Annotated in this window: 15 protein-coding genes; 5 read left to right on the top strand and 10 right to left on the bottom strand. The window is 42.7% G+C overall.

The features are described 5' to 3' along the window. Window positions 1–13 precede the first annotated feature (13 nt). Window positions 14–628 (top strand): hypothetical protein, encoded by a 615-nt coding sequence (locus FTV34_RS10690; protein ID WP_159123955.1) that lies wholly within the window; start codon window positions 14–16, stop codon window positions 626–628. A gap of 103 nt (window positions 629–731) precedes the next feature. Here the strand turns inward: FTV34_RS10690 and FTV34_RS10685 are convergent, their stop codons facing one another. From FTV34_RS10685 to glnK, 7 genes are all read right to left on the bottom strand, one after another. Further along, complete coding sequence (locus tag FTV34_RS10685) at window positions 732–1,277, bottom strand: VTT domain-containing protein (protein WP_180070109.1); 546 nt, start codon at window positions 1,275–1,277, stop codon at window positions 732–734. Window positions 1,278–1,386: 109 nt separating this feature from the next. After that, entirely contained in the window at window positions 1,387–2,046 is a 660-nt protein-coding gene (locus FTV34_RS10680; RefSeq protein WP_166136489.1) for a riboflavin synthase, read from the bottom strand. A 23-nt stretch (window positions 2,047–2,069) separates the two neighbouring features. Further along, a complete protein-coding gene (locus FTV34_RS10675; protein ID WP_034703433.1) occupies window positions 2,070–3,362 on the bottom strand; it encodes a DNA adenine methylase in 1,293 nt (430 codons plus the stop codon). Then, window positions 3,359–4,447 (bottom strand): bifunctional diaminohydroxyphosphoribosylaminopyrimidine deaminase/5-amino-6-(5-phosphoribosylamino)uracil reductase RibD, encoded by a 1,089-nt coding sequence (ribD, locus tag FTV34_RS10670; RefSeq protein ID WP_180070107.1) that lies wholly within the window; start codon window positions 4,445–4,447, stop codon window positions 3,359–3,361. Before ribD ends, FTV34_RS10675 begins: the two co-directional genes overlap by 4 nt. 2 nt (window positions 4,448–4,449) lie before the next feature. Beyond that, window positions 4,450–4,917 (bottom strand): transcriptional regulator NrdR, encoded by a 468-nt coding sequence (gene nrdR / locus FTV34_RS10665; RefSeq protein WP_004787309.1) that lies wholly within the window; start codon window positions 4,915–4,917, stop codon window positions 4,450–4,452. 139 nt (window positions 4,918–5,056) lie between these two features. Continuing rightward, the gene (locus tag FTV34_RS10660; protein WP_180053833.1) at window positions 5,057–6,472 is read right to left on the bottom strand and encodes an ammonium transporter; all 1,416 of its coding nucleotides are present in this window, start codon (window positions 6,470–6,472) and stop codon (window positions 5,057–5,059) included. A gap of 60 nt (window positions 6,473–6,532) precedes the next feature. Continuing rightward, a complete protein-coding gene (gene glnK, locus FTV34_RS10655; RefSeq protein WP_004650081.1) occupies window positions 6,533–6,871 on the bottom strand; it encodes a P-II family nitrogen regulator in 339 nt (112 codons plus the stop codon). Window positions 6,872–7,149: 278 nt separating this feature from the next. On the opposite strand from glnK, the gene FTV34_RS10650 reads away from it, so the two are divergent. Further along, window positions 7,150–7,377: an accessory factor UbiK family protein gene (locus FTV34_RS10650; protein ID WP_004787313.1), complete on the top strand. Its 228-nt coding sequence runs from the start codon at window positions 7,150–7,152 to the stop codon at window positions 7,375–7,377. A gap of 65 nt (window positions 7,378–7,442) precedes the next feature. Continuing rightward, window positions 7,443–8,930: a YifB family Mg chelatase-like AAA ATPase gene (locus FTV34_RS10645; protein WP_180070104.1), complete on the top strand. Its 1,488-nt coding sequence runs from the start codon at window positions 7,443–7,445 to the stop codon at window positions 8,928–8,930. A 66-nt stretch (window positions 8,931–8,996) separates the two neighbouring features. Here FTV34_RS10645 and FTV34_RS10640 read toward each other — a convergent pair whose 3' ends face one another. After that, window positions 8,997–9,731 (bottom strand): TorF family putative porin, encoded by a 735-nt coding sequence (locus FTV34_RS10640; protein ID WP_180015429.1) that lies wholly within the window; start codon window positions 9,729–9,731, stop codon window positions 8,997–8,999. 867 nt (window positions 9,732–10,598) lie between these two features. Here FTV34_RS10640 and FTV34_RS10635 point away from each other — a divergent pair. Next, the gene (locus FTV34_RS10635) at window positions 10,599–11,924 is read left to right on the top strand and encodes an OprD family outer membrane porin (protein WP_166136507.1); all 1,326 of its coding nucleotides are present in this window, start codon (window positions 10,599–10,601) and stop codon (window positions 11,922–11,924) included. Window positions 11,925–12,024: 100 nt separating this feature from the next. Here FTV34_RS10635 and ppa read toward each other — a convergent pair whose 3' ends face one another. Then, window positions 12,025–12,561 (bottom strand): inorganic diphosphatase, encoded by a 537-nt coding sequence (gene ppa / locus FTV34_RS10630; protein ID WP_180070102.1) that lies wholly within the window; start codon window positions 12,559–12,561, stop codon window positions 12,025–12,027. 120 nt (window positions 12,562–12,681) lie between these two features. Beyond that, window positions 12,682–13,080 carry an MAPEG family protein gene (locus tag FTV34_RS10625; RefSeq protein ID WP_004787362.1) on the bottom strand — a complete coding sequence of 133 codons (399 nt, stop codon included), beginning with the start codon at window positions 13,078–13,080 and terminating at the stop codon, window positions 12,682–12,684. A gap of 100 nt (window positions 13,081–13,180) precedes the next feature. Here FTV34_RS10625 and FTV34_RS10620 point away from each other — a divergent pair, with 100 nt between their 5' ends. Further along, window positions 13,181–13,567, top strand: a complete 387-nt coding sequence (locus FTV34_RS10620; RefSeq protein WP_034703874.1) for a hypothetical protein — start codon at window positions 13,181–13,183, stop codon at window positions 13,565–13,567. The last annotated feature ends 30 nt before the right edge of the window (window positions 13,568–13,597 follow it).

The following is a 13,597-nucleotide window of genomic DNA, read 5'->3' as shown; positions in this document are numbered from 1 at the left end:
CAAGGAGATGCAAGTGGCATTAAATGTAGGTCCAGATTTTAAACAGCGCTGGTTAAACACGCCTGAGGCTGTACGTCAGACCTTTATCGATGACCTCTCGCGCATCTGTGAAGTACTTAAGCCTGAAACCGCTGTAGAAGAATGGCTCGTTCGCGACCAACAGTTACAGAAAGAGTCTGAGCGTAAAATTGAAGCAGCGTATGCACAGCGCAAGGCCGAACTGATTGAAGAAGCACGTATTCGCAGACAACGGGCACTCGAAAAAGCCTTAGCCGAAAAACGTGCTGAAGAGCAAGCCTATGCCGAACAGCTACGCCGTGATGAAGAGCGAAAATTTGCCGAGCAGACCCGGAAGCTGGCTGAAATGCGTCATATGCTAGATACTGAGGTTCAGGATTATGCCGCACGTTATCAGAAAAATCCGGATCAGGTGCTCGACTTTGCCAAAGGTCGCCTAAATATCGACGATACCCAGATTTTATCTGAGCTGGAAAGCTTACGGTTACGTCTGGAACTCGAAGCAGAAACTGTGATTGAACAAACCGTCAATGCACTGCGTGAGAAATTACGCGCTGCAGCCAAAGAAGAAATTGACTATATTCTGAAAAATTCTGATCTGGCTGAGTAAAGTTGATCGTCAGTTGGCTGAAAAGATTCTTTTTATTTTTCAGCCTAATCCATCCCCTGTCTTGGTTAGTTTATTCCATCAAACTATAAAATCTGCTTTAAAATTAAAACAAGTCAGCCAGTAAAAATGCGGTATTGCCAAGCAGATAGCCAGCCCCTAGCAGAATGCTAATCCAGAGAATTCCCCCAGTCACATTATAAAAACTGAAAGTTGCAAAGCTCATATGGCCAGAACCTGCCGCAAAAGGACCGAAGGAACGTACAAAGGGAATAAAACGCGCAATTAAGATCGTCTTGCCGCCATGTTTCATAAAATAATGATTGGTTTTGACCATATATTCGGGTTTGAAAAACCGTGAATGCTCATTGAAATATTTTAATCCGAGCACCCTGCCTGAATAATAATTCACGGTATAACCCAGAATCGAAGCAATCAGCAGCAATAAACCCATGGAGTGTAAGGTAATCAGATCGGAGCTGGAACACAGCGCACCGACGGCAATCAACAGACTGTCACCGGGCAAAAAGAAAAAAAATGGCGAACCTGTTTCCGCAAAAATCACCAGGAACAAAATTGCATAGATCCACACCCCATACTGCTCCAGCAATAGAGGTAAAGACTGTTCAAGATGAAGTAAAAAATCGAGCATTCGACCTGTCCACTGGGGCTAAAATCGCGAGTTGAGCTACGTATTATCCCGAAAAATAAAAAAACAGTCTAATTTTTCAATTAGACTGTCTGGTAATTGCTCAGCGGATTTATTTCAAAAAGCCATTTTCGGCTAAGAATTCCATGCTGATTTTAGACTGTTCTGTAGTTTCTGCGGCCTTGTCACCAAGCAATAAACGCTCGATATAACGCGCCAGTACATCCACTTCCAGATTGACTTTAGTGCCTAACTTCCAGGTACTAATATTGGTACGTTCGGCTGTATGTGGAATCAGATTCAGACTAAGGATGTTACCACGCAAGTGGTTAATGGTCAGGCTGATACCATCTACTGTTATAGAGCCCTTCTCTGCCAAATATTTGGCAATTTCTTTTGGTGCAGTCACTTCAAAATAAATGGAACGGGCATCGGAACGTACTACTGTAATTTCACCAACCGCATCGACATGACCAGAGACAATATGTCCGCCAAAGCGTGTAGTGGGCAGCATTGCCTTTTCGACATTTACAGGTTGGCCGACTTTCCAGTTAGCCAGTGTAGTCCGGTCCAGGCTTTCACGTGATACGTCTGCAGCATACCAGTTCTCACCCCAGTCAATTACGGTCAGACAGATGCCATTGGTGGCAATCGAGTCACCCAGATGTACATCGGACATATCCAGATCCGTCTGGATGCGTAAGCGTACATCACCGCCAACGCTTTGCAAGCTCTCGACCTTGCCCAGACTTTCAATAATACCTGTAAACATCTTTATTTCCTTTTTCTCTGCGCTTACCACAAGGCCAATTGGGTGCTCACGCCGGTCGTATCCACACCGCCCAGCTCAGCATAATGATGCAACTGGCTCAGTAACTGACGAATTGGTGGACCTGACTTGGCATGCGTGTCGGTAATTACAATAAATTCCAATACGCGTGCACGTTCAGACTGGCGCTGCTTACTGACACGATAACGTGGCACATCCTGAGTGAGCAAGGTTACACGGCCACGTTTCAGGTTGGCCTGCAGCAAATCTGTGGCACTGATATTACCATCGGTTGAATAACTGGTCAGGATAAAACGCGCATTAATGGTCGCCAACAAAGTTTCATAGGCTTCTTTGGCATGCTTGGATGAGTTGTACTGACTTGGACGTTCTTTACGCCATGCACGGTCAATCCCGCTCTTGAAGCCTTTAGTGTCTGGAGTCGGTAAATCCACCTGATCCCACAGCGTTAAAGCATTGAGTACATGATAGTTACTACTATAGGCATGCTGGTTATACGGTGGATCCAGATAAGCCACATCGACTTCAAAACCACTCATCTGATTGGCTAAGTGTTGGGCATCCACACACCACATTTCTGCGGCAGGTCCTTGATGCTTAGCATCTTCACAGAAACGGCTTGGCGTTAACCAAAGTAGTGATTCAATGCGTTCTAGTGCAGTCTGGGTTTTACCGCCCCAACCATGATGGAAACTTTTAAATACACCTGAGGTATTGCTGACAAAACTGGCTGAATAGAGCAGCGGTGCCAGCAAAGCACTCATTTCCACGTCATCAATCGCACCTTGAGCCTGCCAGGTGGCAATCTGCTGACGGATGGCATCGATACGCATGCCGTTACGGCGTTTGAAGAACAAACGGTCTCGGGTCGGATCATAAATCTCATCATTACGCGGACACAGGTTATGTGTCACCCAGCCTTTAACTTCAGGCAAACGGTTCAGATAATCAATCGCTTTCTGATAGCCACCGAGCTCTTTAAAGGCAGGTGCTTCAGTACAAGCTAAAACTGCATGATTGAGTGCATGACTATAGGGTTCCCAGTCATTGGCAATGACACGATAGCCATTTTGACGTGCCAAACGTGATACCACACCAGAACCGGCAAAGAAATCGGCAAAAATCGGCGCACGGCCATCTTCGCGTTTTAAGGTTCCCGTGCTCTCAAGTGCTTCCAGAATTAAATGTAGTAAACGGCGTTTGTTCCCCAAATAAGGAACCAACTGATGGAAAAGATATTCATCTGTGGTACGTGCCGCATGGCGACGTTTGTGGTAAACCGTAGACTCTGAATTCATAGTGTCTCTTGAGAGGGAATTAACCTGAAGCGCACGTCATCACCCAAACGGGTCACGTCCTGCAACTTGAATCGAAGTTGTTCTGCCATTCGGCTGAATTCTGCATTGAACATACTACGCGCAGTTTGCCCCAATAAAGTCGGTGCAACATAACTGATGAGTTCATCCACCAGCCCTGCCTGTAAAAATGCAGTAGATAAAGTCGCACCTGCTTCCACCAGCACATCATATATCTGATGCTGCTGAACCAGTTGCTGTAATAATTCTTGTAAAGACTGAATCTCAAGTTGGGTCACACCCAGGTCAGCCAGTTCCGGACGATATGGCCCTATGACCATTACCGTTTCCGGCTGTTCCAGAATTTTGGCAGTGAGTAGCAAACGGCCTTGGCGATCCAGAATAACCCGCTTTGGCTGAACGATGCTGTTAATATCATCAACACCCTTCAGACTACGGACATTGAGCTGACAGTCATCAGCCAATACAGTTTCAATCCCGGTAATCACTGCGCCAGAAATGGCACGCCAGTGCTGGACATCCTGACGGGCTTCAGGACCGGTAATCCATTTCGATTCACCGGATGCCATAGCCGTACGGCCATCCAGACTCGATGCAATTTTCAAACGCACATAAGGCATCCCAGTCGCCATGGCTTTCAGAAAGCCATCATTCAGCGGATGCGCTTCATCCTCACAAACACTGACTTCAACCTTTATGCCAGCATCTTTCAGGATCTGCACGCCTTTTCCAGCGACCAGTGGATTTGGATCAGGACAAGCCACGACAACTTTAGCTACGCCAGCTTCAACCAGACCTTTGGCACATGGAGGTGTACGGCCATAATGCGCACAGGGTTCCAAAGTTACATAAGCGGTTGCACCATAGGCCTGCTCACCGGCCTCACGCATTGCAAAGACTTCAGCATGTGGCTGACCCGCTTTGGGATGAAAACCTTCGCCCACTACTACGCCATCTTTGACAATGACACAGCCAACGTTTGGATTCGGTTTAGTGGAATACTGTCCCTGACGTGCCAGTTCGATGGCACGGCGCATCCAGACTTGATCTTGATTGAGTTCAGACATGTTTATTCTTGAAATTCGCCACGTTGCTGCATCTGTTCAATTTGACGACGAAAAGCCTCGACATCCTGAAAATCCTGATAGACCGAAGCAAAACGGACATAAGCCACATGATCAAGTGCAAATAGAGATTGCATGACAATTTCACCAATAGTGCGTGATTTCACATCACGCTCACCCAGACGGCGAATCTGTAATTGAATATCACTGAGTACCGTTTCAATCTGTTCTTGCGTCACAGGACGTTTCTGCAAGGCATGCATCAGGGAACGGCGTAATTTGGCTTCATCAAAGGGTTCATTCTTGCCATCAGATTTGATGACACGCGGCATCACCACTTCATAACTTTCAAAGGTGGTAAAGCGTTCATTACAACTGACGCATTCACGACGGCGGCGAATCTGGCAACCTTCAGCGGCCAGGCGTGAATCGATCACTTTACTGTCTGGTGTATTGCAAAATGGGCAATGCATAGCGGTTTAATTGAACAAATCCTGATGATTTCCGAGTGTAGCAAAAATTCCAAACTTTGTAGAGTTTTACGCAACATATAGAAAAAAAACAGCCCAGATGGGCTGTTTTACACAATATATTGATTATTGTTTTAGCAGATTATTCTACACGTTCGCCATGTTGACTTAAGTCCAGACCCATGCGTTCATCATCAGAAGAAACACGGATACCGATGATCAGATCAATCACTTTAAGAATCACGAAAGTTAATACTGCAGAGTAAGCGATGGTTGCAAGTACACCTTCAACTTGAACCCAAAGTTGGCTCATTACATTTGCTGGAGCAGCATCACCCATGATGAATTCGCTTGCGAAGAATGCTGTCAGAATCGCACCAACGATACCACCCACACCGTGTAGGCCAAAGGCATCCAGAGAATCATCAGCTTTCAGTGTACGTTTCAGAGCAGTAATACCCCAGAAACATACCACACCACCGATCAGACCCATTGCCAGGGCACCACCGACAGTGACAAAACCAGCTGCTGGAGTAATTACCACCAGACCTGCTACCGCACCAGAAGCCCCACCTAATACAGATGCCTTACCACGTACTACTTTTTCAGTAATTAACCAAGAGATCGCTGCTGCCGCTGCTGCAACTTGAGTTACGATCAGCGCATAACCTGCAGAACCATTTGCACCCAATGCTGAACCACCGTTGAAGCCGAACCAGCCTACCCAAAGTAAGCTTGCACCGACTACAGTTAAAGTCAGGTTATGTGGCGCCATTGATTCACGGCCAAGACCCATACGTTTACCAAGCATGTAGGCTGCAACCAGACCCGCTACACCTGAGTTGATGTGAACGACTGTACCACCAGCAAAGTCAAGCGCACCGTCGTTGCCTAACCAGCCGCCGCCCCAGACCCAGTGAGTAATTGGTGCATACACCAGAATCACCCAGAGTGCAATGAATGCCACAAAAGCACCAAACTTCATACGCTCAGCAATCGAACCGCTGATGATGGCAACCGTAATAATGGCAAACGTCATTTGGAAGATCACGAACAGGATTTCAGGAATTGTGCCGGATAGCGCATCGGTAGTTATTCCAGCCAGCATGAGCTTGTCCAGACTGCCGATAAAGGCATTTCCTTCACCAAAGGCCAAGGTATAGCCAATCACGACCCAGGCAATACTGACTACGGCTGCAGCAACAAAGCTGTGTGCCATGGTTCCCAATACGTTTTTCTTACGGACCATACCGCCATAGAACAGGGCTAAACCTGGAATGGTCATCAGTAATACAAGGGCTGTTGAAGTGAGAATCCAGGCTGTATCGCCAGTATCGAGAGTAGCTTCTTCTTCTGCAGGCACTGCTGGTTCAGCTGGCGCCACTTCAGCAATCTCTGCTGTAGTTGTGTCTGTTGTTGTAAGTGAAGTATCACCAGTCTCTGCAACGAGTGCGACTTCTTCAGTAGGTGTTGGTGCTGTTACGGCCTCTTCAGCCCACGCAACAGAACCACCTAAAAGAGCGCTGGACAAGCCGAACGCCATTAGCATTTTTTTCATTCGTATCCCCCAACCATGTTTTTTGTGAGTTATTAGGTACTCAGCAAACTTCGTGCCAAATTAAACAGCGTCTGCACCTGTTTCACCGGTACGAATACGGATGACTTGTTCTAAGTTAGTTACGAAAATTTTTCCGTCACCGATTTTGCCAGTGCTTGCAACACGGGTAATTGATTCAATTACCGAATCAACCATTTCGTCGCTGATTGCGATTTCAATTTTGACTTTCGGTAGGAAATCTACAACGTATTCAGCACCACGATAAAGTTCAGTATGGCCTTTTTGACGACCAAAGCCTTTGACTTCAGTCACAGTGATGCCTTGAACACCAATTTCAGATAATGCTTCACGCACATCATCCAATTTGAAAGGTTTTACAATTGCAGTTACGAGCTTCATGTTTGTTTTCCTTCGGCTTATTTCACCAGTAAGGTTTTATGTTCAAATTTCATGCCAAGATTCCCAAGGTCGGGGGAAATTAGAAAGCCCGGCATGATGTTTCTTGCTCTTTCATTTTATACTTATAACGTATTGGAATCTGCACAAATTGGATATTTTTTATGTGGATTTTTACAATATTACTAATCGAAGCAGCCTATATTTTATCTGAAATACTGTCAGTCACTCTTGCAGCAATGCTACACTGTCCGCGCATTTATATGGCGATGGATCGAATTATGATTGAAACCCTGTTACAAGCAATTTTGCAGCAAGTTGAACAACCTAAAAAGGATCTGGAGCACAACCTGCGTGCCCTGCTCAATGAAGCCGTCAGTAAAATGGATTTAGTGTCTAAAGAAGAGCTCGAACGTCAACGTACTGCCCTAAATAATGCCAATCAGCGTTTAAATGAGTTACTAAAACAAGTCGAAGAACTAGAAGAAAAAATCTCGATTAAAAAATAAGCACAACTACAGTGCACAAAAGACACGAGAACAATAAAAATAATGCACTATATTGGAACAACAATATGTCTTTTGCCAAAATTTATACGCGAGGCCTGTTAGGCCTACATGCACCTTTAATTGAAGTCGAAGTTCATGTCAGTTCTGGCATGCCTTCCCTCACCATTGTGGGGCTTCCTGAAGCCGCAGTCAGGGAAAGTAAGGATCGGGTTCGATCAGCTATTCTGAATAGCGGCTTTCAGTTTCCGACCAAACGCCTGACCATTAATCTGGCACCTGCCGATCTACCTAAAGATGGCTCACGTTTGGACTTGCCGATTGCGCTAGGAATTTTAGTGGCCTCAGGGCAGCTTCCAGAAAATTGCACAGATGACCTTGAATTTATTGGTGAACTGGCCCTAGATGGTCAATTGCGGCCAGTAACAGGAATCCTGAGTATTGCAATCGCCTGCCAGCAGGCACAGCATCAACTGATCTTGCCTAGTCCGAATGCTCAGGAAGCCTCTCAGCTTCCGGATTTTCAGGTATTTGCTGCCAATCATTTACAGGAAGTCTGTGCACATCTGGCTCAAGCAGAAACCTTGCCCCCGTTTAAGACCAGTCCATTAGATCAGCACTCTTTTTATAAATTTGATCTTGCGGATGTGAAAGGACAATTGCGACCACGACGTGCCTTGGAAATTGCAGCTGCAGGTGGCCATTCCCTGCTGTTCCGCGGCCCACCTGGTACAGGTAAAACCTTATTAGCATCGCGCCTCGCCAGTATTTTACCTCCCTTAAATACTCAGGAAAATCTGGAAGTTGCTAGTATCTATTCAATTGCCAATGCCAATCATCCCTTTGGCCAGCGGCCATTTCGGGCACCGCATCATACTGCGTCTGCCATTGCACTGGTCGGCGGTGGCTCACATCCTAAACCTGGAGAGATCACACTGGCACATTTGGGCGTTTTATTTCTGGACGAACTGCCTGAGTTTGACCGCAAGGTTTTAGAAGTATTACGTCAGCCGCTTGAGTCCAAAGAAATTGTAATCTCACGTGCTTCCCGGCAAATTACTTTTCCAGCCAATTTTCAACTGGTGGCAGCCATGAATCCTTGTCCATGCGGTTATGCATTTAATCAGGACAGCCGCTGTCAATGTTCACCTGAAAGCATCAAGCGTTATCAGAACCGGATTTCTGGTCCATTACTGGATCGGATTGACCTGCATATTGACGTACCACCTTTACAGGCACAGGAGTTACAGGACAATAAACCCGTCGAAAACTCTGAAGCCGTCAGACAGCGTGTGATCACCGCCTATAATATTCAGATCGAACGGCAAAACGCCTTAAACATGAGTCTTAGTCCGAAACAACTGGAACAATATGCCCCTCTCGATCCACCAGCTCAGAAAATGATTGAACTGGCGCAGCAGAAACTGAATTTATCAGCAAGAGGCTATCATCGCATTTTGCGTGTTGCCAGAACCATTGCCGATCTTAACCAAAGTCCAGATATTCAGACTGGGCATTTATCGGAAGCCTTGTCTTATCGCGGGCAGCACATTTAAATAACTTAATAAGAATCCAAGCAATAAAAAAGGCGACTTAAAGTCGCCTTTTTTATTCAGAGAAAATTAGAAGCTATAACCTAATCCGAATACTACTTTGTTCTTTTGTTTCACATCCATACGATCATAACCACCGATGATGTAATTGATGCTTGCAGTCACACCAGTATCTGCAAGAGGTTTGCTTAAACCGATATCAAAATGACGGAAACCAAAGCTTTCACTTGTCTCTTCTACATAGTCACCTGACTTTTCATAAGCATATAAACCTAAAGCGGTGTCTAAACTAAAGTCATTAGGCAGTGCATAGCTATAAGTACCTTTGATATAAGTATCCCCTGCATTCCCCCAAGTCGTATCTTCAAGAAGAGTTTGTGCTGTAATACCTAAATCTTTATAGCTCAGACCTAATAACAGCTCAAATCCATTCGTTTCTTCATCAGATTCATAGTAATAGTAGTAAGTCGTACCGATCGTTAAACCCAAATCATCATTTACCGAATGGCTGTAGCCTGCATAGAAATTATTTTCAAAAGCATCACGGCCTTCTTCAACCAAAGAATAATCCAAGGTAGAGCCCCACCAACCAGCATAGAAGCCAGAGGCGTGATTATAGTCAAGTCCGCCTTGTAAAGTAGCTCCGCTATTTTCAGGTGTGTTGGTAATCCCACGCAGGTTATAGCTTGAAAGTACACTGATATTTCCAGAAACTGAATGTTCAGCAGCTGGTTCATCCGCGAAAGTGAAAGAAGATGCAGCACCTAGTAAAGCAAAAGATAATACTTTTAATGTTGATTTCATTGTATGACTCCCCCAGATCGTCTGAGACGTTTTTATGATATTGATTAAACTCAAGTTCAAAATTTGCAAGAGCTATGCCAATCTGGAATAAAACAACTGAAATCTGATGAATAAAAATAAAATAAATATCTATGTTTTTGTTTTTAAATTATATTTAATTTTTTAATAAAAGTACTTTGATAAATTTTTTTACCATTAGCCCTTTTTCAAAGATTTATTTTCTTTTTTCGGTCTTATACATAATCATTTACAAGTTGCGCCATTTTGAGTCTATTTTCGCTTTGATTAAATTTTGTGCTAAAAAAAGGTGCAGAAATAAAAAGTAAAGAAACAGATTGCTCTATTCGAGTTTTCGATTCTTGCTCAAACTCAGAAAATTTCTGGATTAAAAAGTTCAAAATAGTGCTAAGCAAGAAAAAGTGACTCTCATAGAATGACTTTTTATTATTCGGAAATCTCTGCGCATTTTTGGATTTATAAATATTTAAATTAAATATTTATATATTAAAATTCAATAATTTATAATAAATTCTCACTTTTAAGAAATTATTAATGAAGAGTCTGATACAGAAAATGAAGATTTTGAACACTCAACTTTTTCATTCTAAGAATTTTAATTTTAAATATTATTGATGCACTCATGAGTCATACCCTTCAGAGAATTAGATTTAAAAAATATCTTTGTTTTTATTTGTTTTTTTACTATATGGTCAGGATTTATACTGTTAGATATCTTACTATTATTTACTTTAGATTAAAAAAAATCCCTCGACTTTAGTGGAATATCGTAAATAAAAATGACATTTATTCAGCGAATCTTATACAATTCCTAAAAATTTCCATCAATTTGTATAAGGCTCTCTCCCAATGCAAAACACAAAAAAATTAACATTGGCAGTTTTGATTCAGGCTGCATTGATCTCAACCGCTTTTGCTAGCGAGCAAAGTGAGTCTAAAGGTTTTGTAGAAGACGCAGAAGGATCTGTACTTTTCCGTACTGGTTATTTAACCCGTGACTATAAAGGTACTCCACCAAATAGTGATACGAGTTCTTTCGCTCAAACAGCAATTGTCAAATTAGATTCAGGTTTTACTCAAGGTGTAGTCGGCTTTGGTGCAGGTATCATTGGGGATGCTTCATTCAAATTAGGTAAAAATGGTCATACTGGTAACGATATGATCCCTACTCATCCTCAAGATAATGCAGATGGTACTAAAGATGCCTATGACCATTGGGCTCGTGGTGGTGCATATGTGAAAGCTCGAGTATCAAATACAACAGCGACTTATGGTACTCAAGTTTTAGATCTTCCTGTACTTGCAAGCAATACTGCACGTTTAGTGCCTGAATACTATAATGGTGTATTGATTGAAAGTAAGGAAATTGAAAATCTAAGTCTTGTTGCGGGTAAATTCACTGAAAATCAGCGCTCTAGCCAGATTAATTCAGATGGCAATGAATTAGATCGCGCTACTGTTTGGGGTGCGAAATATAAATTTAGTGATGCTTTAAACGCTTCTTACTATGGTACAGACATTAAAGACCGTTTAGACCGTCATTATGTAAATGCTAACTATAGTTATGATTTAGCAGATAAAAGCACTTTAACTCATGATTTCAGTGGTTATCACACTAAATGGGATAAAGAAGCGAATCCTTATTTGTATTCTCAAATTGGTTCACAAGATGATTCATTCGATAATACAATTTTAGCTTTATCGACTACTTATAATCATGGTCCGCACAATGTAATGGTTGCTTACCAACAGAACTTTGGTAATACAGGCTATGACTACGGTTTAGGTCGTGGTGTCGGTGATGGTCATCAAACTATTTACATGCCAAACTCATACCTGTCTGACTTCATTGGTAATGATGAAAAATCTGCTCAACTTCAATATACCTATGACTTCAAAGGTCTAAATATTCCTGGATTAACCTGGACTACAGCATATGTATATGGTTGGGATATCAAAGCTACTGATAATCAAGGTAATATGACAATTGATAATGCTAAAGAAAGTGAATTCTTTAACCAGGTGAAATACACTGTTCAGTCTGGTTTTGCCAAAGATGCAAGCTTACGTCTACGTCATTCATTTTACCGTGCAGATCAACTTTATAATGATGCATATATGCCTGACACCAACGAATGGCGTATCTGGTTAGATATTCCTGTGAAATTATTCTAATTCACCCGAATTTCAAGCCATAATAAAAAACCTGCACAATGTGCAGGTTTTTTTGTTTAAGCTTTAAAAAGTTAAAGACTTAAACTGAAAAGCAAATGAATTATTTATTTGCTTCTGCATAAGCTGCAATTGAGCTGAGTACTTCTTGTTTCGCAACATCAGCACCTTCCCAACCACTTAACTTAACCCATTTGCCTGGTTCCAAGTCTTTGTAATGCTGGAAGAAGTGTTCGATTTGGCTGATCAGTAATGGAGGAAGATCAGTATATTCTTGAACATCTTTGTAGATCGGAGTCAGTTTTTCGTGTGGAACTGCAACCAGTTTCGCATCAACACCACCGTCATCTTCCATGTTCAGTTTACCCACAGGACGGCAACGAATAACTGAACCTGGCTCTACTGGATGTGGAGTTACCACCAATACGTCTAGAGGGTCGCCATCTAGAGAAAGTGTATTTGGTACATAACCATAGTTTGCTGGGTAGAACATTGCTGTACCCATGAAACGGTCTACAAATAATGCATCAGAATCTTTATCGATTTCATATTTGATTGGTGCTGCATTTGCAGGAATTTCGATAATGACATAGATGTCGTTTGGCGCATCTTTACCCGCTGGGATATTGCTGTAGCTCATAGCATCACTCTTTAACAAGTTATATCTTTTAAAAACCGCGACAATTATAACGGTTTTTACAGATTTTTTTTGATTTTAAAATATTGAACTGTAAATATCTCGACCTGCTTTATTTTAAGCTTAAGAGATTTTGATAATTAACAGCAGTAAGGTTATTGGACATAATAAGGATAACAGCCAGACAATTGAACGTAAGGTCGACCAGTTCGCCAGATAACAGATCCCATAGATGACCCGAAAAACCAGATAGGCAATCCCAAAGGTCATCACCAGACTTTGCGACACGACCATATATTCTGCCATCAGAATCGAGGCGATAAAGAGCGGTAAGCTTTCAAAGCTATTTTGCTGGGCGGCATTGGCACGACTGGCCAAGCCTGTAGACTTTTCTAAAAATGCCCGCGGATTCTGATTGTCTTTTGCACGAAACCCTGCCGATTTTTTCGCAATCAAGGTAAAAACATAAGGTAAAAGACAAGCTGCCAAAATGAGATAGATAACCCCACTAATGCTATGCATCTGATTTTTCTCTTGAGAATTTTTATGTCTATCATAGCATGGCGTTTCGTGAATAAATTTTGTTAAATAGAGTGTTTTTATAAATGATTAAGGATTCACTATGGTCAGCCCTGATCAAAATGAAATGTTCGATGTCCTCGAGAAACAGCGCCAGCATCAACGTCAAGTGGATCGCGTATTAAAAATCGTATTGCCGATTGTTGCATTTCTGATAGCGGTCATTTGTGCCAATATGAATATCTGGTCTCCCCTCTTTACCTTTGCCATCTTATGGATTGCCTTCTATGCCGTGGGCATCAAACGCATGCCGATCTGGCACTGGGTGGTCGCAATCATCATTTATTGCTTGATAGATAATATTCTCAGTTATGGCAGTTTTAATTTGAGAGGATTTAACCGCCAGTTTGGTACCATGTTTATTTTTTTGGGTGTGATCGGTGTAGGACGTCCTTACTTCGACCGCTGGCTAATGAAAAAAGAGAATTAAAAAAAGCGCCCTTAGGCGCTTTTTTATTGC

Origin of the sequence: Acinetobacter sp. YH16038, from assembly GCF_013417275.1 — a bacterium.
In the GTDB taxonomy this organism is placed as follows: Bacteria; Pseudomonadota; Gammaproteobacteria; order Pseudomonadales; family Moraxellaceae; genus Acinetobacter.
Note: the sequence above shows the minus strand (reverse complement) of the source record. Positions and strands in the feature narration are given on the sequence as shown.

What these genes read in the sequence shown, in the direction of transcription:
- FTV34_RS10680 (WP_166136489.1), bottom strand. Translation starts at nt 2,046, where the DNA reads ATGTTTACAGGTATTATTGAAAGTCTGGGCAAGGTCGAGAGCTTGCAA.
- FTV34_RS10620 (WP_034703874.1), top strand. Translation starts at nt 13,181, where the DNA reads ATGGTCAGCCCTGATCAAAATGAAATGTTCGATGTCCTCGAGAAACAG.
- FTV34_RS10645 (WP_180070104.1), top strand. Translation starts at nt 7,443, where the DNA reads ATGTCTTTTGCCAAAATTTATACGCGAGGCCTGTTAGGCCTACATGCA.
- FTV34_RS10675 (WP_034703433.1), bottom strand. Translation starts at nt 3,362, where the DNA reads ATGAATTCAGAGTCTACGGTTTACCACAAACGTCGCCATGCGGCACGT.
- FTV34_RS10650 (WP_004787313.1), top strand. Translation starts at nt 7,150, where the DNA reads ATGATTGAAACCCTGTTACAAGCAATTTTGCAGCAAGTTGAACAACCT.
- ppa (WP_180070102.1), bottom strand. Translation starts at nt 12,561, where the DNA reads ATGAGCTACAGCAATATCCCAGCGGGTAAAGATGCGCCAAACGACATC.
- FTV34_RS10685 (WP_180070109.1), bottom strand. Translation starts at nt 1,277, where the DNA reads ATGCTCGATTTTTTACTTCATCTTGAACAGTCTTTACCTCTATTGCTG.
- glnK (WP_004650081.1), bottom strand. Translation starts at nt 6,871, where the DNA reads ATGAAGCTCGTAACTGCAATTGTAAAACCTTTCAAATTGGATGATGTG.
- ribD (WP_180070107.1), bottom strand. Translation starts at nt 4,447, where the DNA reads ATGTCTGAACTCAATCAAGATCAAGTCTGGATGCGCCGTGCCATCGAA.
- nrdR (WP_004787309.1), bottom strand. Translation starts at nt 4,917, where the DNA reads ATGCATTGCCCATTTTGCAATACACCAGACAGTAAAGTGATCGATTCA.
- FTV34_RS10660 (WP_180053833.1), bottom strand. Translation starts at nt 6,472, where the DNA reads ATGAAAAAAATGCTAATGGCGTTCGGCTTGTCCAGCGCTCTTTTAGGT.
- FTV34_RS10635 (WP_166136507.1), top strand. Translation starts at nt 10,599, where the DNA reads ATGCAAAACACAAAAAAATTAACATTGGCAGTTTTGATTCAGGCTGCA.
- FTV34_RS10625 (WP_004787362.1), bottom strand. Translation starts at nt 13,080, where the DNA reads ATGCATAGCATTAGTGGGGTTATCTATCTCATTTTGGCAGCTTGTCTT.
- FTV34_RS10640 (WP_180015429.1), bottom strand. Translation starts at nt 9,731, where the DNA reads ATGAAATCAACATTAAAAGTATTATCTTTTGCTTTACTAGGTGCTGCA.